This is a genomic window from Nonomuraea sp. PA05 (assembly GCF_008086045.1).
GTDB classification, from domain to species: Bacteria; Actinomycetota; Actinomycetes; order Streptosporangiales; family Streptosporangiaceae; genus Nonomuraea; species Nonomuraea monospora.
The window spans coordinates 228422-249373 of sequence record NZ_VSEY01000014.1 but is presented as its reverse complement, the minus strand read 5'-3'; the positions used below and the strand labels follow the sequence as shown (position 1 = coordinate 249373).

General features: G+C 71.8%; 17 protein-coding genes. 8 read left to right on the top strand and 9 right to left on the bottom strand.

Going from position 1 to position 20952, the window contains the following annotated elements:
• Window positions 1-58 precede the first annotated feature (58 nt).
• Window positions 59-508, top strand: a complete 450-nt coding sequence (locus FXF51_RS23375) for a hypothetical protein (protein ID WP_262379777.1) — start codon at window positions 59-61, stop codon at window positions 506-508.
• On the opposite strand, the gene FXF51_RS23370 is transcribed toward FXF51_RS23375, so the two are convergent.
• The 5 genes from FXF51_RS23370 to FXF51_RS23350 all read right to left on the bottom strand — a co-directional run bounded on the left by FXF51_RS23370 (window position 509) and on the right by FXF51_RS23350 (window position 7383).
• The gene (locus FXF51_RS23370) at window positions 509-2551 is read right to left on the bottom strand and encodes a bifunctional aldolase/short-chain dehydrogenase (RefSeq protein ID WP_148436679.1); all 2043 of its coding nucleotides are present in this window, start codon (window positions 2549-2551) and stop codon (window positions 509-511) included.
• 6 nt (window positions 2552-2557) lie between these two features.
• A complete protein-coding gene (gene rhaI / locus FXF51_RS23365; protein ID WP_148436677.1) occupies window positions 2558-3709 on the bottom strand; it encodes an L-rhamnose isomerase in 1152 nt (383 codons plus the stop codon).
• A 10-nt stretch (window positions 3710-3719) separates the two neighbouring features.
• Entirely contained in the window at window positions 3720-4037 is a 318-nt protein-coding gene (locus tag FXF51_RS23360) for an L-rhamnose mutarotase (RefSeq protein WP_148436675.1), read from the bottom strand.
• Between the two features lie 201 nt (window positions 4038-4238).
• On the bottom strand, window positions 4239-6167 hold the full coding sequence (locus tag FXF51_RS23355) for a beta-galactosidase (protein WP_148436674.1): 1929 nt from the start codon (window positions 6165-6167) through the stop codon (window positions 4239-4241).
• A 166-nt stretch (window positions 6168-6333) separates the two neighbouring features.
• The gene (locus FXF51_RS23350) at window positions 6334-7383 is read right to left on the bottom strand and encodes a Gfo/Idh/MocA family protein (RefSeq protein WP_148436672.1); all 1050 of its coding nucleotides are present in this window, start codon (window positions 7381-7383) and stop codon (window positions 6334-6336) included.
• Between the two features lie 138 nt (window positions 7384-7521).
• Here FXF51_RS23350 and FXF51_RS23345 point away from each other — a divergent pair, with 138 nt between their 5' ends.
• The 6 genes from FXF51_RS23345 (at window position 7522) to FXF51_RS23320 (ending at window position 15759) form a co-directional block, all read left to right on the top strand.
• A complete protein-coding gene (locus FXF51_RS23345) occupies window positions 7522-8523 on the top strand; it encodes a LacI family DNA-binding transcriptional regulator (protein ID WP_148436670.1) in 1002 nt (333 codons plus the stop codon).
• 34 nt (window positions 8524-8557) lie between these two features.
• Window positions 8558-9973, top strand: a complete 1416-nt coding sequence (locus FXF51_RS23340) for a rhamnulokinase (protein ID WP_148436669.1) — start codon at window positions 8558-8560, stop codon at window positions 9971-9973.
• 62 nt (window positions 9974-10035) lie between these two features.
• Entirely contained in the window at window positions 10036-13266 is a 3231-nt protein-coding gene (gene fdh, locus FXF51_RS23335) for a formate dehydrogenase (RefSeq protein ID WP_148436667.1), read from the top strand.
• Entirely contained in the window at window positions 13266-14087 is an 822-nt protein-coding gene (locus FXF51_RS23330) for a 4Fe-4S dicluster domain-containing protein (protein ID WP_148436665.1), read from the top strand. The genes fdh and FXF51_RS23330 overlap by 1 nt, the downstream gene beginning before the upstream one ends.
• The gene (nrfD, locus tag FXF51_RS23325) at window positions 14084-15088 is read left to right on the top strand and encodes an NrfD/PsrC family molybdoenzyme membrane anchor subunit (RefSeq protein WP_148436663.1); all 1005 of its coding nucleotides are present in this window, start codon (window positions 14084-14086) and stop codon (window positions 15086-15088) included. The genes FXF51_RS23330 and nrfD overlap by 4 nt, the downstream gene beginning before the upstream one ends.
• Window positions 15089-15222: 134 nt before the next feature.
• On the top strand, window positions 15223-15759 hold the full coding sequence (locus FXF51_RS23320) for an NUDIX hydrolase family protein (protein ID WP_148436661.1): 537 nt from the start codon (window positions 15223-15225) through the stop codon (window positions 15757-15759).
• A 4-nt stretch (window positions 15760-15763) separates the two neighbouring features.
• On the opposite strand, the gene FXF51_RS23315 is transcribed toward FXF51_RS23320, so the two are convergent.
• The 3 genes from FXF51_RS23315 to FXF51_RS23305 form a co-directional block, all read right to left on the bottom strand.
• On the bottom strand, window positions 15764-16282 hold the full coding sequence (locus FXF51_RS23315) for a peptidoglycan recognition family protein (RefSeq protein WP_148436659.1): 519 nt from the start codon (window positions 16280-16282) through the stop codon (window positions 15764-15766).
• 120 nt (window positions 16283-16402) lie between these two features.
• Window positions 16403-18046 (bottom strand): arylsulfatase, encoded by a 1644-nt coding sequence (locus FXF51_RS23310; protein ID WP_187414531.1) that lies wholly within the window; start codon window positions 18044-18046, stop codon window positions 16403-16405.
• Window positions 18047-18136: 90 nt separating this feature from the next.
• Window positions 18137-19030 carry a sulfotransferase family protein gene (locus FXF51_RS23305; protein ID WP_148436656.1) on the bottom strand — a complete coding sequence of 298 codons (894 nt, stop codon included), beginning with the start codon at window positions 19028-19030 and terminating at the stop codon, window positions 18137-18139.
• A gap of 160 nt (window positions 19031-19190) precedes the next feature.
• On the opposite strand from FXF51_RS23305, the gene FXF51_RS23300 reads away from it, so the two are divergent.
• The gene (locus FXF51_RS23300) at window positions 19191-20051 is read left to right on the top strand and encodes a hypothetical protein (protein WP_148436654.1); all 861 of its coding nucleotides are present in this window, start codon (window positions 19191-19193) and stop codon (window positions 20049-20051) included.
• Here the strand turns inward: FXF51_RS23300 and FXF51_RS23295 are convergent.
• Window positions 20048-20929 (bottom strand): MurR/RpiR family transcriptional regulator, encoded by an 882-nt coding sequence (locus FXF51_RS23295; RefSeq protein ID WP_148436652.1) that lies wholly within the window; start codon window positions 20927-20929, stop codon window positions 20048-20050. The two genes, FXF51_RS23300 and FXF51_RS23295, sit on opposite strands and share 4 nt — an antisense overlap.
• Window positions 20930-20952 lie beyond the last annotated feature (23 nt).

The window sequence follows — 20952 nt, the reverse complement described above, 5'->3', positions numbered from 1 at the left end:
CGAATTAACACCACGTACACCTGAAAACGGGCCCGGGCCGTGGGGCCGGGCCGTCCTCGTGCTGCTGTGGCTGTCGGTCTGCCTGGCGCCGATGATCCTCGCGGCAGGCGAGCTGGAGCTGGCGACGGGGCGGGCCGGAACGCCGGGGACGCTGCGCGTGCTCTCGTGCGAGGACCTGGGCGAGGGACGCTACGACTGCCGGGGCCGGTTCACGCCCGACAGCGGGGAGCCGGCCGTCGAGGTGGCCGCCTCGCCCGACTCCTCGGCGGGGGACGTGACGCGGGCGCAGCTCACGCCGGAGGGCGACCGGGCGGCGCCGGCCGGGACGAGGGGCGTGCTGGCGGCCCTGGCGCTGCCAGGGGTGGGGCTGGGCGGGCTGGGCTTCCTGCCGTACGTGCTCCTGTACTGGCGGGGCGTGCGCAGCCGGGCCGCCGTGACCGGAGGGGTCCTGGTCACGGCGGCCGGATTCGTGCTGACGGTCACCGGGATGGTGGCCGCCTACTCCTGACTAACGGAGGAAGGCGGCGGCCACGCCCGCGTCCACCGGGACGTGCAGGCCCGTGGTGTGGGTCAGGTCGCTGCCCGCGAGGGCGAAGACCGCGTTGGCCACGTGCTCGGGCAGGACCTCGCGCTTGAGCAGGGTCCGCTGGGCGTAGAACTCGCCCAGCTTCTCCTCCTCCACCCCGTACACGGCCGCGCGGTTGGCGCCCCAGCCGGAGGCGAAGATGCCGGAGCCGCGTACGACGCCGTCCGGGTTGACGCCGTTGACCCTGATGCCGTGCGCGCCCAGCTCGGCCGCCAGCAGGCGCACCTGGTGGGCCTGGTCGGCCTTGGCGGCGCCGTAGGCGACGTTGTTCGGGCCGGCGAAGACCGCGTTCTTGGAGGAGATGTAGACGATGTCGCCGCCCATGGCCTGGTCGATCATGACCCTGGCCGTCTCGCGGGAGACCAGGAACGAGCCGCGCGCCATCACGTCGTGCTGCAGGTCCCAGTCGGCCAGCGTGGTCTCCAGGAGCGCGCGCGACAGCGACAGGCCGGCGTTGTTGACGACCAGGTCCACGCCGCCGAACGCGAGCACGCCCGCGCGTACGGCGGCCGTGATCTGCTCCTCCGACGTGACGTCCACCCCGACCGCCACGGCCACGTCCGAGACGCGGTAGGCGTTCGCGCCGATCTCGGCAGCCACCTTCTCCGCCGCGCCCAGGTCGCGGTCGGCCACGATCACGCACGCGCCCTCGGCGGCCAGCCGCCGGGCGGTGGCCGCGCCGATCCCCGAGCCGCCGCCCGTCACCAGCGCGATCCTGGTGGCCAGAGGCTTGGGCTTGGGCATCCGGCGGAGCTTGGCCTCCTCCAGCTCCCAGTACTCGATGCGGAACTTCTCCGACTCGGGGATGGGGGCGTAGGAGGAGACGGACTCGGCGCCGCGCATGACGTTGATGGCGTTGACGTAGAACTCGCCGGCCACGCGCGCGGTCTGCTTGTCCTTGCCGAAGGAGAACATGCCGACACCCGGCACCAGCACGATCGCCGGGTCCGCGCCGCGGATGGCCGGGGAGTCGGGGGTGGCGTGCCGCTCGTAGTAGGCGGTGTAGTCGGCGCGGTAGGCGGCGTGCAGCTCGCGCAGCCGCTCGGCGACCTGCTCCAGCGGGGCGTCCGGCGGCAGGTCCAGCACCAGCGGGGCGACCTTGGTGCGCAGGAAGTGGTCGGGGCAGGACGTGCCCAGCGCGGCGAGCCTCGGGTGCTCGGCGCGGGAGACGAAGTCGAGCACCTCGGGGGTGTCGGTGTAGTGGCCGACCACGCGGACGTCGGTGGAGGCCAGGCCGCGGATCAGCGGGAACAGCGCCGCCGCCCGCTCGTGCCGCTCCGCCTCGGCCAGCGTGTCGTGCACGACGGCGCCGAACGGGTCGGGGCGGCCGTGCTCGGCCAGGTACGCCTCCGCCGTGCGGATGATCTCCAGCGAGCGGGCCTCGCACTCCTCGGACGTGTCGCCCCATGCCGTGATGCCGTGGCCGCCCAGGACGCAGCCGATGGCCTGCGGGTTCGCCTCCTTGATGGCGGCGATGTCCAGGCCGAGCTGGAAGCCGGGCCTGCGCCACGGCACCCACACGACCTTGTCGCCGAAGACGCGCCCGGTCAGCTCCTCGCCGTCGGCGGCGGTGGCGATCGCGATGCCCGCGTCGGGGTGCAGGTGGTCGACGTGCCCGGCCTCGACGAGGCCGTGCATGGCGGTGTCGATGGACGGCGCGGCGCCGCCCTTGCCGTGCAGGCAGTAGTCGAAGGCCGCGACCATCTCGTCCTCGCGCTCGACGCCCGGGTAGACGCCCTTGAGCGCCCGCAGCCGGTCGAGGCGGAGCACGGCGAGGCCGGCCTGCTTCAGCGTGCCGAGGTCGCCGCCGGAGCCCTTGACCCACAGCAGCTCGACGTCCTCCCCCGTGACGGGGTCGGCCTCGCTGCCCTTGGCCGAGGTGTTGCCGCCCGCATAGTTGGTGTTGCGCGGGTCGGCGCCCAGGCGGTGGGAGCGTTCGAGGAGTTCGTTGATGACGTTGGACATGATGGTTCAGGCCCCCCAGCCGGCCTGCTGGCCGCCGACACGCTCGGCGGCGATCTTCTCGAAGTATCCGGACTTGGCGTAGGCCGCCATCGGGTCGGGCGCCAGGCCCTGCTCCTCGCGCAGCTCGGCGAGCAGCGGCCGCACGTCGGTGTTGTAGGCGTCCATCAGCACGGCGTTGGCGCCCAGCACGTCGCCCTCGTTCTGCGCGGCGCTCAGCGCGTCGCGGTCCACGAGCAGCGCCTTGGCGGTGGCCTCCTGCACGTTCATCACCGAACGGATCTGGCCCGGGATCTTGGGCTCGATGTTGTGGCACTGGTCGAGCATGAACGCGACCTCGTCGGTGAACCCGCCGCCCCTGATGACCTCGTACATGATGCGGAAGAGCTGGAACGGGTCGGCCGCGCCGACCATCAGGTCGTCGTCGGCGTAGAAGCGGGAGTTGAAGTCGAAGCCGCCGAGCTTGCCCTCGCGCAGCAGGAACGCCACGATGAACTCGATGTTGGTGCCCGGCGCGTGATGGCCGGTGTCCACGACGACCTGCGCCTTGGGGCCGAGCTTGACGCAGTGCGCGTACGCGGTGCCCCAGTCGGGCACGTCGGTGGCGTAGAAGGCCGGCTCGAACAGCTTGTACTCCAGCAGGAAGCGCTGGCCCTCGCCGAGCCGGTCGTAGACCTCCGCGAGGGACTCGGCCAGCCGGTCCTGGCGCGCCCTGATGTCGTCCTGGCCCGGGTAGTTGATGCCGTCGGAGAACCACAGCTTGAGGGTGTCGGAGCCGGTGGCGTCCATGATGTCCACGCACTCGAGCAGGTGGTCGGTGGCCTTGCGGCGGACCCGCGCGTCGGGGTGGGTGACGCTGCCCAGCTTGTAGTCGTCGTCCTGGAACACGTTGGAGTTGATCGCGCCGATCCGCACACCCGCCTCGCCGGCGTGGCGGGCCAGGTCGGCGTAGTCGTCCACCTTGTCCCACGGGATGTGCAGGGCGACCGTCGGGGCGATGCCGGTGTAGGCGTGCACCTGGGCGGCGTCGGCCAGCTTCTCGTACGGGTCGCGCGGCACGCCCTGCTGGGCGAACACCTTGAACCGCGTGCCGCTGTTGCCGTAGGCCCAGGACGGCGTCTCGATGCGCTGCGACCGCAGCGCGGCCTTGATGTCAGTCATTACTCCCCGATCAATCCAGGTGGAACACTTCGGTCAGCGGGACCATGCCCTCGTCGGGGCGGCCGTCGAGGCCCTCGAAGAACGGCGCCATCTCGGCCTGCCAGCGGGCGTTGACCTCGGTCTCGGCCATCGCCTTCTGCGCGGCCTCGAAGTCCTCGGTCTCCAGGTATCCCACGAGGAGGCCGTCGTCCTTGAGGAAGAGCGAGTAGTTGTGCCAGCCGGTGCGCGACAGCGCCTCTCGCATCTCCGGCCAGACGTCGCGGTGGCGTTCGCGGTACTCCGCCAGTCGCTCTGGGCGGACTTTCAGCAGGAAGCAGACGCGTTGCACTGACACTCCTTTCAAAAACGTTTTAATCCGTCGTGCAGGAAACTATGATTCCTGGTGCTCGCTGTCAATGGACCAGCGGCCCCCGATCCGGTGACGGAACCGGATCCGGGAGATGACACGTTTTAATCGTGCTCGACGCTGGTGCGGTGGCGCGTGGCGGCGGCCGGTGCGCCGCCACGCGCCGGTGCGTTCGGCCGGGGATCAGCCGGGGATCACGACGGCGTCACCGGCCGCGACGGTCACGGTGCCGCCCTCAGGGGTGGTGACGGCCGCGTCCTCGGTCGTGTGGTTGATGGCGAACAGGAACGAGCGCCCGTCGGGATGCGAGCGCCGCACCACCTCCACTCCCGCCACACTCGCGGCCACGGCGCAGACCCCCGCCTCGCGGCAGGCGGTGGCCAGGACCTCGGCGAGGGCGGCGTCGTCGAGCAGCGTGGTCAGGTAGTGCGCGGCGCCGTCCCCGAACTCGTTGCGCGTCCAGGCGGGCTCCCCCGTCGCGTACGTGTCGAGCACCTTCGCGGTGGTGACCCGCGCGGCCTCGCTCCACACGCTGCCCGTGGCGCCGGAGGCGAGCCTGATCGGCTCGTCGAGGGGGAAGAACTCCTCGGCGCTCACCCCGAGCAGGTCACGCCAGGCACCCGGGTAGCCGCCCAGCCGGACGCGGTCGTGCTCGTCCACGATGCCGCTGTACGGCCCCACGACCACGGTCCCGCCCCGCCGGGCGAACTCCTCAAGGTTGGCCGCTCCGGCGTCGCTGACCAGGTAGAGCTGGGGCACCACGACGAGGCGGTACCCGGTGAGGTCGCCTTCCGGGTGGGCCAGGTCGCAGGTGACGCCGGCCCGCCACAGCGCGGCGTGCCAGCGCTTGGCCTCCTCGACCGGGTCGAGCTCGGCGGTGGGCTGGGCGGGGTGGTCCTGCGCCCACACGCTGGAGTGGTCGAGGAGCAGGGCGACGTCGGCCTTGACGGTGCTGCCTGCGACGTCGGCGAGGGCGGCGAGCTCGGCTCCGAGCGCCGCCACCTCGCGCCAGATCTTGGTGTCGGTGCCGGCGTGCGGCAGCATCGCCGAGTGCCACTTCTCGGCGCCCGACCTGGACTGCCGCCACTGGAAGAACATGATCCCGTCGGCGCCTCTGGCCAGGTGCGTCAGGGAGTTGCGGCGCAGCTCGCCGGGGGTCTTGGCGAGGTTGCGCGGCTGCCAGTTGACCGCGCTGGTGGAGTGCTCCATGAGCAGCCACGGCCGGCCGCCGCCCAGCGAGCGGGCGTAGTCGGCGGCGAAGGCCAGGTCGATGTGGCGTTCGCGGCGGGCGCCGATCAGGTAGTGGTCGGTGGAGACGACGTCCGTCTCGGCGGCGAAGGCCCAGCAGTCCATGTCCCAGTGCGCGCCCGCCATGAGGTTGGTGGTGGCGGGCACGTCCGGGGTGAGCCGCTTGAGCAGATCGCGTTCCGCGACGTACAGCTCGATCAGCGCGTCGGAGCTGAACCGGCGGAAGTCCAGCTGCTGGGCCGGGTTGGGCAGGCTGGGGGTGGCGCGCGGCGGCAGGATCTGCGCCCAGTCGCTGTAGCGCTGCGACCAGAACGCGGTGCCCCACGCGTCGTTGAGCGCGTCGAGGGTGCCGTAGCGGCTGCGCAGCCAGTCGCGGAAGGCGGCGGCCGAGGTGTCGCAGTAGCAGCGGGCGTTGTGGCAGCCGTACTCGTTGTGCACGTGCCACAGGACCAGCGCCGGGTGGTCGCGGTAGCGCAGGGCGACCTGCTCGGCGACGCGCAGGGCCTTCTCACGGTAGATGGGCGAGCTGGGGCAGAAGCCCTGTCTGCTGCCGTGGTACAGGCGGCGGCCGTCGGCGTCCACGGGCAGCGCCTGCGGGTAGGGGTCCGAGAACCACGGCGGCGGGGAGGCGGTGGGGGTGGCGAGGTTGGCGCCGATCCCGTTCTCGGCCAGCAGGTCCATCACCCGGTCGAACCAGCCGAAGTCGAACACGCCCTCGACGGGCTCCAGCGACGACCAGGAGAAGATCCCGACGCTGACCCGGTTGACGCCGGCCTCGCGCATGAGCGCGACGTCCTGCTCCCACGTCTCCTCGGGCCACTGCTCGGGATTCCAGTCCCCGCCGTACGCAATGCCATCCGGCATGAATGTCTGCCTTTCGAGATGTCGATGAGCGCTCACATTTACCGGGGATTAAAACGTTCCGGCCGCCTGGCGCACAAGCCCTCCGTCACTCAGGCGAGGCATTTCCGCAGGTCAACGCTGGTCATCCGGCGGCAGGCCCGATCCCGCTCGGGCCGCTGGTGGGCGCTCAGGAGTTCCCAGCGGTGAAGAACGATTCAATGCCGCCGTCGAGCCGGTGGTAGAACGGGCTGTCCTGGGTGATCTCCGTGCGGAGCACCGGGCGGCCGGTGAAGGCGGAGGCGTACAGGCCGGTGACGAACTCCATGGCCCGCCTGGCGTCCGCGCCGGAGGCCGGCGGGCGCTCGCCGCGCTCGTAGGCGTCGAGCAGCAGGCCGAGCTGGGTGGCGTGGCTGCTGGGCAGGTCGCCGGGCGGGCTCCACAGCGGCGAGGTGGAGGTCCAGTCGGCGTTGCCGTAGCCGTACAGGTGGCGCAGCTCCACCGTGGCGCCGGCGAAGTCGAAGCGCAGGTAGCTCTCCTGGCGCGGCGACAGCACGCTGGTGACGACCGAGCCCATGGCGCCGTTCTCGAAGCGCACCATGGCCAGCGACACGTCCTCGGTCTCGATCGGCCGGTCCAGGCGCCCGGCCATGGCCCTGATCTCGGCCCAGTCGCCGAACACCGACAACATCAGGTCCATCTGGTGCACGCCGTGCAGCACGGTCGTGCCGCCGCCCTCGGTGGACCACTTGCCCCGGTACGGCACGGCGTAGTAGTCCTCGCCCCGGTGCCAGGTGGTCTGGCACAGCGCCAGCAGCGGCCGGCCCAGCGCCCCGCCCAGCGCGCGCAGGTGCTGGGCGCCTGAGCCGAAGCGCTGCTGGTAGACGACCGACAGGTACGGCCCTGCCGCGCCCTCGGCGGCGGACATGCGGTCGAGCTCGGCCAGCGAGAGCGCGGCGGGCTTCTCGCACCACACCCACGCCCCGGCCGACAGGGCCGCGATGGCCTGGTCGGCGTGCAGGTACGGCGGGGTGCAGATGATCACCAGGTCGGGGTGCTCGGCGTCGAGCAGCTCAGCCAGGTCCGTGAACACCGCCACGCCGTCGGCCAGCGCCTTGGCCCTGGCCTCGTCCACGTCCGCGACCGCCACCAGCTCGACCCGGTCGCTGTGGGCCCGCAGCGCGGGCACGTGGCTGTGCGCGGCGATGGCGCCGGCCCCTACGATGGCAGCGCGGATCACGAGCGCCCCCTCTTATAGAAACGTTTTACTTCCGGCGCGCGACGTTAGGCGGCGGTCAGGGCGGTGTCAACGCGGATTCGCGTTCCGACCGGTGCCGCGACTGGCGCACTCTCCGTTAGTACGTTTTAATTTGTGCTCATGGCCATGGTCAGCATCAAGGACGTCGCCGCACACGCCGGCGTCTCCCCCGGCACGGTCTCCAACGTACTGAACCGGCCCGGCAAAGTCGCCCCCGCGACGCGCGAACGGGTGGAGGCCGCCATCAGCGAGCTGGGGTTCGTCCGCCACGGCTCGGCCTCGACCCTGCGCGCCGGGCACAGCAGGACGATCGGCCTGAGCGTGATCGACATAGGCAACCCGTTCTTCACCGAGGTCGCCGCCGGGGTCGAGGACGTGGCCAGCGAGCTGGGGTACGCCGTGATCCTCGGCAACTCCGCGGGCTCGCAGGACAAGGAGGAGCGCAACCTGCGGGTGCTGGCCGAGCACCGGGTGCGCGGCGTGCTGATCACCCCGTCGGGCGAGGACCCGGGCAGGCTCGACCGGCTGCGCGAGAACGGCATCAGCGTGGTGCTGGTCGACCATCCGGCGCACCGGCCCGACCAGTGCGCGGTGGCCGTGGACGACGTCGCGGGCGGCCGGGCCGCCGTGACGCACCTGCTGTCCAAGGGCGCGCGCAGCGTCGCGTACGTGACGGGCCCGATGACCATCCGCCAGTGCGTGGAGCGGTGCGAGGGCGCCAGGGCCGCGATGCGCGGGGCCGGGCTGGACCCCGCCGACCTGCGGGTGGCCGAGGCCGCGACGATGACGGCCCGCGCGGGTGAGAAGGCCGCCGCCGACCTGATCGCGGGCGGGCTGCCCGAGGCCGTCTTCTGCGCCAACGACCTGCTGGCGCTGGGCGTGCTGCGTGCCCTGCTGCGCTCGGGGGTGCGGGTGCCGGAGGAGGTGGCGCTGATGGGTTACGACGACATCGACTTCGCCGCCGCGTCCACGGTGTCGCTCAGCTCGATGCGGCAGCCCACGTACCAGCTCGGGCGGATCGCCACCGAGCTGCTGCTGGACGAGTGTGACAATCCAGACACGCACGCGCACCAGCACATCATGTTCCAGCCGGAGCTCGTCGCGAGGGAGTCCACCGCATGAGCCGCCGTTCCGCCGCCGCCAGGGAGTCCGCCGCATGAGCCGCCGTTTCGCCGCCGTAGACCTGGGCGCCTCCAGCGGCCGGGTGATGCTGGCCGACCTGTCCGACGGGCTGCGCCTGACCGAGGCGCACCGCTTCCCGAACGGCCCGGTGCGCGTCGCCGACCACCTGTACTGGGACATCCTCGGCCTCTACCGCGAGATCCTCACCGGCCTGCGCGCCGCGGGCCCGGTCTCCTCCATCGGCATCGACTCGTGGGCGGTCGACTACGCGCTGCTCGACGAGACGGGCGCGATGCTGGGCAACCCGGTGCACTACCGCGACGACCGCACGACCGGCCTGGCCGAGCAGGTGGCCGCCTCGGTCGGGCCCGAGACCCTGTACGACGTGTCGGGCCTCCAGGTGCTGCCGTTCAACACGATCTACCAGCTCCTCGCGGAGCCGCGGCTCGGCGACGCGGCCACGATGCTCCTGATCCCCGACCTGATCGGCTACTGGCTGACCGGCGAGCAGGGCGCCGAGGTGACCAACGCCTCCACCACGGGCCTGCTCGACGTGCGCACCCGCGAGTGGGCATTACCGCTGATCAAGCAGCTCGGCCTGCCGGCGGGCATCTTCCCGCCGCTGCGCCGGCCCGGCGACATGGCCGGCGGCCTGCGCAGGGACGTGGCCGGAGAGATCGGCTGGTCGGCGCCCGTGCGGGCGGTCGGCTCGCACGACACCGCCTCGGCGGTGGCCGCGGTGCCCGCCTCCGGTCCCGCCTTCGCCTACGTCTCGTGCGGCACCTGGTCGCTGGCCGGGGTGGAGCTGCCCGGCCCGGTGCTCACCCCCGAGAGCCGCGCCGCGAACTTCACCAACGAGGCCGGCATCGACGGCACCGTCCGCTACCTGCGCAACGTCATGGGCCTGTGGCTGCTGCAGGAGTGCCTGCGCGCCTGGCCCGGCTCCGACCTGGGCGAGCTGCTGAAGGCCGCGGCGGCCGAGCGGCCGTTCGCCGCCGTGGTGAACCCGGACGAGCCCGTCTTCCTGCCGCCGGGCGACATGCCGGCCAGGATCGCCGCCGAGTGCCGCCGCACCGGGCAGCGCCCGCCCGCCTCCCCCGCCGCGTACGTGCGGTGCGTGCTGGAGAGCCTGGCGCTCGGCCACCGGCTGGCCGTGCGGCAGGCGATGGAGCTGTCGGGCCGCGACGTCGAGGTGGTGCACCTGGTGGGCGGCGGGTCGCGCAACGAACTGCTGTGCCAGTTCACCGCCGACGCGTGCGGGCTGCCGGTGGTGGCGGGCCCCGGCGAGGCGACCACGTTCGGCAACGTGCTGGTGCAGGCGCGGGCGGCCGGGCTGGTGTCGGACCTCGGCGAGATGCGCGCGCTGGTCGCCGCCTCGCAGCCGCTGCGCCGCTACGAGCCGTCGGGTGACTCCACGGCCTGGGACGAGGCGGCCTCCAGGGTGTTCTGACCTGCCGGTTTTCCCCCGGCCTGTCCAGGGCAGGACTGGGCCGGGGGGCATCGGGGGGTGTCATGGAGTTCGGGTGGCCGCTGCTGCGGCAGCTCACGGGCGGGGACCGGACGGCGCGGGGATCGGCGGCGAAGTCGGCGGCGACGGCCGGGCTGCGGGCGCGCACGTCCACGGCGGACCGGGTGGTCAAGTCGGTGTGCCCGTACTGCGCGGTGGGCTGCGGGCAGAACGTGTTCGTCCGGGATGAGCGGGTCGTCCAGATCGAAGGCGACCCCGACTCGCCCATCAGCCGCGGCAGGCTGTGCCCGAAGGGCGCGGCCAGCCTGCAGCTCACCACCGACTCAGGCCGCCGGCAGCAGGCGCTCCACCGGCCGCCCGGCGCGGCCGACTGGCAGCCGATCGACCTGGCCACGGCCATGGACATGATCGCCGACCGGATCATCGCGACCCGGCGCGAGACGTGGGAGCAGGAGCAGGACGGCAGGCGCACCGCCAGGACGATGGGGATCGCCAGCCTGGGCGGCGCCACGCTGGACAACGAGGAGAACTACCTCATCAAGAAGCTGCTGACGGCGCTGGGCGTGGTGCAGATCGAGAACCAGGCACGCGTCTGCCACAGCTCGACCGTGGTGGGCCTGGGCACGTCGTTCGGGCGGGGCGGCGCGACCACGTTCATGCAGGACCTGCAGCACTCCGACTGCGTGATCATCGAGGGCTCCAACTTCGCCGAGGCGCATCCGGTGGGCTTCCAGTGGGTGATGGAGGCCAAGGCGCGCGGCGCGGTGATCATCCACGTGGACCCGCGCTTCACCCGTACGAGCGCGCTGGCCGACCTGCACGTGCCCATCCGGGCCGGCTCCGACGTGGCCTTCCTCGGCGCGATCATCAACCACGTGCTGGAGAACGAGAAGTACTTCCACGAGTACGTGGTCAACTACACCAACGCGGCGACGATCCTGCGTGAGGACTACCGCGGCGCGGAGGACCTGGACGGCCTGTTCTCCGGCTTCGACCCCGAGGAGCGCAGCTACTCCCCGGACTCCTGGCAGTACGAGGGCATGACGGCGGTGGCCGCGTCGGGCGACAGGGACGAGGAGTTCCAGGAGCGGCGCTCCGGCCGGACGCCTCCCGGGCGCGGCGAGGTGCACGGCGGCACCGGCGTCCCGCTCGACGGCCGGGCGGAGCGCGACGAGACGCTGCGCCACCCCCGCTGCGTCCTCCAGGTGCTGCGCCGCCACTACGCCCGCTACACGCCGGAGATGGTGGAGCGGGTGTGCGGGGTGCCCCGGCGCCTGTTCGAGGAGGTGTGCCGCCACCTGACGGAGAACTCGGGGCCGGACCGCACCTCGGAGTTCGTCTACGCGGTGGGCTGGACCCAGCACAGCGACGGCTCCCAGTTCATCCGGGCGGCGAGCATCCTGCAACTGCTGCTCGGCAACATCGGCAGGCCCGGCGGCGGCATCCAGGCGCTGCGCGGGCACGCCAGCATCCAGGGCTCCAGCGACGTGCCGACGCTGTTCAACCTGCTGCCGGGCTACATCCCGATGCCGCACGCGCACGAGAACGAGCGGCTGCGCGACTTCCTGATGGCCGACGCGCCGCACCAGGGTTTCTGGGCGAACATGCCCGCGTACCTGGTCAGCCTGCTCAAGGCCTGGTGGGGCGAGTCCGCGCAGCCGGACAACGACTACCGGTTCGGCTGGCTGCCCAGGCTGACGGGCTCGCACAGCACGTACGACACGGTGCTGGCGCAGCTCGACGGCTCCTGCAAGGGCTACTTCCTGCTCGGCGAGAACCCGGCGGTCGGCTCGGCCAACGCCAAGATGCAGCGCCTGGGCATGGCCAGCCTGGAGTGGCTGGTGGTGCGCGACCTCAACCTGATCGAGAGCGCCACCTGGTGGAAGGACGGCCCGGAGATCGAGACGGGCGAGCTGAGGACCGCCGACATCGGCACCGAGGTGTTCTTCCTGCCGGCCGCCTGCCACACCGAGAAGAACGGCAGCTTCACCAACACCAACCGGCTGCTTCAGTGGCACCACCAGGCCGTCGAGCCGCGCGGCGACGCCCGCAGCGACCTGTGGTTCATGTACCACCTGGGCCGCATCATCCGCGCGAAGCTGGCCGGCTCGCAGGACCCGATCGACGCGCCCGTGCTCGACCTGACCTGGGACTATCCGGTGAGCGGCGAGACGGAAGAGCCGTCGGCGGAGGCGGTGCTGGCCGAGATCAACGGCTGGGACGCCGGCGGCCGCCCGCTCTCCGGCTACCAGGAGCTCAAGCACGACGGCTCCACCACCTGCGGCTGCTGGATCTACTGCGGCGTGTACGCCGACGGCGTCAACCAGGCCGCCCGCCGCAAGCCGGGCTCCGAGCAGGACTGGATCGCCGCCGAGTGGGCGTGGGCCTGGCCCGCGAACCGGCGCGTGCTGTACAACCGGGCCTCGGCCAGGCCCGACGGCAGCCCGTGGAGCGAGCGCAAGCGGCTGGTCTGGTGGGACGCCGAGGCGGGCCGCTGGACCGGCCACGACGTGCCGGACTTCGAGACGGACAAGAGCCCCGGCTACCGGCCGTCGCCCGACGCGACGGGCGTGGCGGCGCTGTCGGGCATCGACCCCTTCATCATGCAGGCCGACGGCAAGGGCTGGCTGTTCGCGCCCGCCGGGGTGGTGGACGGGCCGCTGCCGACCCACTACGAGCCGCAGGACTCGCCGGTGGCCAACCCGCTGTACGGGCAGCAGCGCAACCCCATCCGCAAGCTCTACCCGCACGAGCACAACCGGTACCAGCCGAGCGGCGACGAGCCGGGGGCGTCGGTCTACCCGTACGTGGTGACGACGTACCGGCTGACGGAGCACTTCACGGCGGGCGGCATGAGCCGGTTCACGCCGTACCTGGCGGAGCTGCAGCCGGAGATGTTCTGCGAGGTCTCACCCGCGCTGGCGGCCGAGCGGGGGCTGGTGCACGGCGACTGGGCCACGATCGTCACGGCCCGCAACGCCATCGAGGCCAGGGTGCTGGTCACCGACCGCATCCCGGCGCTGCACCTGGACGGGCGGACGCTGCACCAGATCGGGCTGCCGTTCCACTACGGCCCGAACGGGCTGGCCAAGGGTGACGCGGCCAACGAGCTGTCGGCCATCTCACTGGACCCCAACTCGCACATCCAGGAGGTCAAGGCGTTGTCGGCGGACATCCGCCCGGGCCGCAGGCCGCGCGGCGCCGCGCTGCCCGAGCTGGTGCGGGCCTATCAGCGGCGCGCCGGGGTGGGCGCGGGCACCGGAATGGAGGCGTGATGGCCTTCGACCTCGACGAGCGGCTCGACGAGAGCCGCCGGGTGGGCTTCTTCACCGACACCAGCATCTGCATCGGCTGCAAGGCGTGCGAGGTGGCGTGCAAGGAGTGGAACCACGTCCCCGACGACGGCCTGAACTTTACCGGCTGGTCCTACGACAACACGATGAACCTGAGCGCCGACACCTGGCGGCACGTCGCGTTCGTCGAGCAGCGCCGGCCGCTGGGGCACCAGGAGGCCGGGGTCGGCGACATGGACTTCCGCTGGCTGATGGCCTCCGACGTGTGCAAGCACTGCACGCACGCGGCCTGCCTGGACGTGTGCCCGACGGGGTCGCTGTTCCGCACCGAGTTCGGCACGGTCGTGGTGCAGGAGGACATCTGCAACGGCTGCGGCTACTGCGTGCCCGCGTGCCCGTTCGGGGTGATCGGCAAGCGGGAGACGAGCGGCACGGCGGCCAAGTGCACGATGTGCTACGACCGGCTCGGCGCCGGGGAGGAGCCGGCCTGCGCCAAGACCTGCCCGACCGACTCGATCCAGTTCGGCGACCTGGAGGAGCTGCGGGAGCGGGCCGAGCGGCGGCTGGAGCAGGTGCGCGCCGCCGGGGTCGGCTCGGCCCGCCTGTACGGGCACGACCCGGACGACGGGGTGGGCGGGACGGGCGCGTTCTTCCTGCTGCTGGACGAGCCGGAGGTGTACGGCCTGCCGCCGGACCCGGTGGTGACGACCAGGGACCTGCCGTCGATGTGGCGGCACGTGGGGGTGGCGGCCGTGGCGTTGCTCGCCGGGGTGGCGGCCACGGCGTGGCGGAGGCGGCGATGACGAGTCAGACCGATGTGCGGATGGACGGCTCTCCTGAGCTGCGCGGCGAGCGGGAGGCCACGCCGGGCTCGGCGGGCCGCAGGCGCGAGCGGCTCATGGTGCCCAAGGCGAGCTTCGACTCCTACTACGGCCGGCCGGTGCTGAACGAGCCGACCTGGAAGGCGCCCGACATCGCCGGCTACCTGTTCCTGGGCGGCCTGGCGGGCGCGTCGTCCACGCTGGCCGCCGCCGCGGAGCTGACCGGCCGCCCGCGCCTGGCCAGGGCGGCCAAGGTGGGGGCGCTGGGCGCGCTGGGCGGCTCGCTGTACGCGCTGATCCACGACCTGGGCAGGCCCGAGCGGTTCCTCAACATGTTGCGGGTGTTCAAGGTGACCTCGCCGATGAGCGTCGGCACGTGGGTGCTGAGCGTGTACGGCCCGCACGCCGGCGCCGCCGCGGCCACGGACGTGACCGGGTTGTTCCCCGGCCTCGGCCGCGCCGCGACCGTGGGGGCCGGGATCGTGGGGCCGGCGGTGGCGACGTACACGGCGGCGCTGATCTGCGACACGGCCGTGCCGGTGTGGCACGAGGCGTACCGGGAGATGCCGTTCCTGTTCGCCGGTTCGGCGGCGGCGTCGGCGGGCGGGCTGGGCCTGCTGGCCGCGCCGCTCTCGGAGGCGGGCCCGGCGCGGCGGGCGGCGCTGCTGGGCGCGGCGGTGGAGGTCGCGGCGGCGACCAGGATGGAGCGGCGGCTGGGGCCGCTGGCCGAGCCGCTCAAGCGCAGCAGGCTGCTGCGCCTGGGCGAGGCGCTGTCGCTGGCCGGCGCGCTGGCCGGGGCGACCGTGGGCCGGCGCAGCAGGGTGGCGGCCGTCGCGGCGGGCGCGGCCCTGCTGGCCGGGTCGGCGTGCACCAGGTTCGGCATCTTCCAGGCCGGCATGGAGTCGGCCAATGATCCCAAGCACACCGTCCAGCCGCAGCGCAGGCGGCTGGCGCAGGAGAGAGCGGAGCGTGACCTCGGATGAAGGCCAAGATCGTGGAGTATCTGCCGTTCGTCGGCATCGTGTTGTTCATCTGCACGGCGTCGTGGGTGGCGGGGCGTACGCCTCCTGACCGGACTCTGGCGCACCGCTGACCTCCCGCACCGTACGATCAGCAGATGACCGAAAAGACCGAAACCACGCCTGCTTGGCTCGCACCGGAAGAACTGGAGTCGGTGCGGGGCCGGATGCCGATCCTCTACATCGACGCGGTGCCGGTGCGCGTCGATGACACCGGCGTGGTCACCCACGTCGGCCTGCTGCTCCGGATGTTGTCGGACGGCACGGTCAGCCGGGCGCTGGTCTCGGGGCGGGTGCTCCACCACGAGCGGATCCGCGACGCGTTGCTGCGGCACCTGGAGAAGGATCTCGGAGCTGTGGCGCTGCCCCACATCCCCGTCTCGCCGCAGCCGTTCACCGTCGCCGAGTACTTTCCCACGCCCGGCGTCACGCCCTACCACGACCCGCGCCAGCACGCCGTGTCGCTGGCCTACATCGTGCCTGTCGCCGGTGACTGCCGGCCCCGGCAGGACGCGCTCGACCTGGTGTGGTTCACGCCGGAGGAGGCGGCCTCGCCGATGGTGCAGGAGGAGATGGCCGGCGGGCAGGGTGTGCTGCTCAAGCAGGCCCTGGCCCACGTGGGCCGCCTGTCCTGACCGGTCAGGGGCGTTCCGCGCCGTCGCGGACCCAGCGGTAGAGGGGGTCGCCGGGACAGGAGGTGTCGTAGCCGTCCCGGTGGCCCTTCACCTCGCGGCCCGCGTCGCCGTGCTCGCGCAGGTACTCGATGGCGTCGACCAGGGCGTTGAGCAGGTCGTCGTTCGGCTCCGTCAGCCCCGAGCTGCCGACCAGCGCGAGCACCGCGTAGTGGCCGGAGTTGAGGCCGGCGCCGTTGGCGGCCGGCAGGGCGTGGGGGCCGCGGCCCATGAACGTGCGCCGGTGAGGGCAGCACACCATGTTGTAGCCCAGGTCGATGTACCTCTCGCCGCGGCCCCCTGACATGTGCATGCGCTGGATGTCCTTGACCAGGTCGACGCAGCGGTCGTGGTTGCCGGACTCGGCGAGGTCGGCGGGCACCTTGCCGCCCGTGTAGTGGATCTTGATGCCCTTGGTGGACGAGAGGCGGACGTAGTCGCTGGTCGGCTTCTTCGCGTCCCACTCCGCACGGGTGACCAGATTCATGTGTTCCTCTCCTCGAAGGATGGTCCTGGTCACCAGAATGTCAACTATCGGTAGCTGTGTCATCACTCTTCGTCACTAGAGTGAGGTGCCGCCGGGGTGAGAGTTCCCTGCGGGGCGCTCCTACCCGGCGGAGGTCAGCGTGACGGGCGACTCCCCGCCCTGGTGGGCGCGGCGGAAGGTGTGCGAGCGGCCGTCCGCCCGGAAGTCGGCCCGCGCCGTGATCTTGCCGGTGGCCGGCACGGGGAACCCGACGGAGACGGCCATGCCCGGGTCCACGCGGGCGACGGTGCGCGCCCGCGCCCGGCGTTTCCCGCCGAGGCCCAGCTCGACCTGGGTCCACGGCACGGTCGAGCCGTTGTGCAGGGTGACCACGACCTGGCCCGAGGTCAGTTCGGTCCGCAGCCCGTACGGCAGCCGCGGGTCGTCGCCGATCGAGCCGTCGAGCAGCTCCACCAGTTCCTGGGCGATCCGCGGCCTGGCGGCGGCGACGTCGCGGCTCTCCCCCGGGTCCTTGGTGAGGTCGTACAGCTCGATCCGGCCATCGGGCCCGGCGCCGGCGATGTTCGGCGCGAACCTGACGAGCTTCCACCGGCCCTTGCGGATGGCCTGGGCCTTGCGCGGCCGGTTCCAGACGAGGTGGCTGTGCGCGGGGGCGTCGTCGCCGGTGAGCAGGCCGCGGAAGGACAGGCCGTCGAGGTTGGCGGGGACGGGCGTGTCCGCCAGGTCGGCCAGCGTCGGCAGGATGTCCCAGGACGCCACCGGCTGCCGCTCGACCCTCGGCACCAGCCCCGGCGACCAGGCGATCAGCGGCACGCGGATGCCGCCCTCGTACACGTCGCGCTTGTCGGCCCGGTAGGGGCCGTTGGAGTCGAACAGCCAGGGCGTGACGCCGTGCTCCCTGTGCGGCCCGTTGTCGCTGGTGAACAGCACGAGGGTGTCCTTGGCCGTGCCCGCGTCACGCAGGGCTCTGACCAGCGCGGCGACGTCGGTGTCGAGCCTGGCGACCTGGGCGGCGTGGCGGCGGTTGGCGGCGCTCCACGGCTTGTTCTCGTACTCGCCCGCGTCGCCGGGGATGACGCTGGGCGAGTGCGGCAGGTTGGTGGCGTAGTAGAGCAGGAACGGCTTGTCGCTTTCGGCGTTGATGAACTCGACGGCCCGCTTCCTGAACAGGTGCGGCGCGTACGTGCTGCCGTCGAGCTGCACTTTCTGCCCGTTGTGCCACAGGTACTTGGGGAAGTACTGGTGCGCGTGCTTGTGACCGATGTAGCCGAAGAACTCGTCGAAGCCGCGCAGGTTCGGGTGCGAGGCCTGGCCGGGCTCCTCGGGGCCGAAGCCCCACTTGCCGATGCAGGCGGTGCGGTAGCCGGACAGCTGCAGCACCTCGGCGAAGGTGAGGTCCGCGTCGGTGAGCGAGTGCTGCGGCCCGCCCTCCGGGTTCTCCCGGACGGTGCTGTGCCCGGCGTGCAGGCCGGTGAGCAGGGAGCAACGCGAGGGCGCGCAGAGCGGCGCCCCCGAGTAGGCGGCCTTGAACTGCACGCCTTCGGCCGCCAGCCGGTCCAGGTTCGGCGTGTGGATGATGCGCTGCCCGTTGCTGCCTATCTCTCCCCAGCCGAGGTCGTCGGCCAGGATGAGCAGGATGTTCGGCCGCCTGGGCAGGCTGCCACGACGAGAGGCGGCCTCGGCGCCCGCGGATGCCACCGCGGGCAGGGCGAGGCCGGCGAAGGTACCGGCGAGTAAAGCTCGGCGCGAAGGCCCGTTGATCACGAACGGCAACATATCGGAGCCTTGGGCGAATGGCGGGCAAATCGCAAGCGAACTCTGTCACAGAGTCGCAACCAATGCGGTGCGACACCGTCAGGCGAGATAATCCCACGTCCGGCAGATCTCGTGCAGCTCGACGGGGATCTCCTCGGGCGTCGGCAGGGGCCGGCCGGCCACGACGGTGCCAGTGCGGATCTTGTCGCGCCAGTCCCCGATGCCCTTGACGAAGCCGCCGTGGTCCTTCTTGCCGTACTCCAGCATGATCTGCTCGAACTCCACGCCCAGGTACAGGCAGATGCGGCGGAGCTGGCCCTCGGGGTCGGCGGTCAGCTCCTCGTACCTGACGGTCAGCCCCTCCAGGTGGGTGCGGGCCTCCTCCAGGTACTTCATGTAGTTGAGCGTGCGCGGCACGGCCTCGCTCATGGGCCGCTTGACCGGGTCGGCCTCGTGCCACGACTGCACGATCGACATCGGATGGCGCAGCAGGAAGACGAAGCGCGCGTCCGGCCAGCAGGTGGCCACGCGCCGCCAGACGAAGACGTTGCTGGGCGTCTTCTCGCACATGATCGACTTGCCGCTGCGGGTCAGCTCGCGGTGCAGCAGCCGGTCCCAGACGAGGTGCTCGATGTCGCTGTGGGCGTGGCCGAGCAGCTCCATGGCCTGGCGTACGGGGTCGGTGCCGAGGCCGACGGTCACCCGCCTGAAGTGCGTCTCGATCGGCGAGTGGATCTGGGAGTGGCTGTTGAGCATGACGCGCAGCAGCGTGGATCCGGACCGTACGGACGACAGCAGGAAGACGGGCTCGCGCAGCAGCCGGTCGTGCGCGGGGTCCACGGGCGGGCGGACCTTGTCGCCCGGCAGCCGCTGCAGCTCCAGCGGGACCTTGGGCGGCGGTGGCGGTTTGGGCGGCTCCTTCTGCAGTCTGCGCGTCAACGTGTATCCCGTCAGGCCCTCAAGTGTGGCGTTGGCCCGGTACCTCCAGCTCATGGGGCTACAAGGTAGGGGCGGCCAGTGAACCGCAGGTGAATGAGACCTGTGAAGTGTCGCGAGGATGACAGATCATCCGTGCACAAAGACGCAGAGCAGAACAAAGTTCCAGACCACTATGGGGCTCGTCAAGGTTCCAAGCACTCCATGAGGAGGAGTCATGCACACGCTCAAGCGTCGAGCTCTGCACCTTTCGTTACTCGGCGGCCTGGCCGTCGGCGCGCTCGCCGCGCTGCCCACCGCCGGTCACGCCGTGTCCGCGGGCACCTCGTCCGCCTCCGTGCGGGTGGTCAGCGGCGGCCTGCTCCAGCTCGACTACGTCGGCTCGGCCGACTCCAACAAGGTGCTGGTCACCCTGGAGCCGGGCACCAACGCGGTGCGGATCAGCGACTCGGTCAACATCACGCCCGGCGCCGGCTGCGTCTCGGCCCCCGGCGACCTGACGACCGCGCGCTGCTCCGTCGGCATCACGAGGATCCACGCCCGGCTGGGCGAGGGCGCCGACCGGTTCACCTCGCTCGTCCCGCTGCAGGGTTACGTCGAGGGTGACGGCGGCGACGACGTCTTCCGTCCCAGCCAGTCCAAGGGCACCGTGGGCGCGCCGACCAGCCGGATCATGTACTTCGGCGGCCTCGGCGTGGACACCGCCGACTACCAGGCCGTGCCGGCCACCGGCCCGACAGGGACCGACGGCGTCAACGTCAGCCTGGACTTCCGCTACAACGACGGGCGCGCCGCCGACGGCGCCCGCCCCGCCGACGAGGACAACGTCCAGACCGAGAACGTGGTCGGCGGCTCCTTCGGCGACACGCTCACCGGCGACGACCTGGCCAACCGGCTCACCGGCGGCAACGGCCGGGACCTGCTGTCCTCGGGCCGCGGCAACGACGTGATCGACCTGCGCGACGACACCGGCGACCAGTCGTCGTCCTGCGGCGAGGGCACCGACGTTGCCCTGATCGACGCCGGCGCGCGCGACCGGGTGAGCGTGGACTGCGAGACGGTCCAAAGCCCGAGCTAGGAGCGTTTGACGCGCCGGTCGTGCACCACCGCGTAGGTGTTGCGCAGCGCCTCCATCGACGCGTCGTAGGAGGCCTGCGCGACCCCGGTGAACAGGCAGTCCACCACCATGAGCTGGGCGATGCGGCTGCCCAGCGCGCCGGAGCGGAACCGGGTCTCCCGCGCGGCCGTCGTGAGCGTCACGTCGGCCGCGCGGGCCAGCGGCGACTCGCGGAAGTTGGTGATCGCCACGGTCGCGGCCCCGGCCTTGCGGGCGATGGCCAGGAACTCGACGGTGTCCACGGTGGCGCCGCTGTGCGAGACGGCCACCGCCACGCAGCCGGCGTCGAGCGTGGCCGCCGACGTCCAGGCCGAGTGGGAGTCGTGCCAGTTGATCGCGGTGCGGCCGATGCGTGTCAGCTTCTGCTGCAGGTCCAGCCCGACCAGCGCGCTGGCGCCCACGCCGAAGGTGTCGATCCTGCGCGCGGCCAGCAGCCGCGCCACCGCCTCGCCCAGCGCCTCCATGTCGAGCATGCGGGCCGTGTCGGCGATGGACAGCGTCTCGTTCATCGCGACCTTGGAGACGATGCCCTCCAGGCTGTCGTTCCTGTCGATGTCGCCCGACACCTCCGGCAGGCTGGCGGCGGCCAACTCCTCCCTGGCCACGGCCCTGGTCAGGTCGATGCGGAAGTGCTTGTAGTGGGCGTAGCCCATGCGCTGGTAGAAGCGCACCACGGAGGTCGTCGAGGTCTCACAGCGGGCTGCCAGCTCGGCGATCGACAGGTTGGCGGCGGCGGACGGGTCGCCGACGAACATCTCGGCGATGCGCCGCTCCGACGGCCGCAGGGCGGGTGTGGCCGCCCTGATGCGGATCAGCAGCGTCTCGGCTTCCTCGGCCATTCGTCACCCCGTCGCTGGAAAGA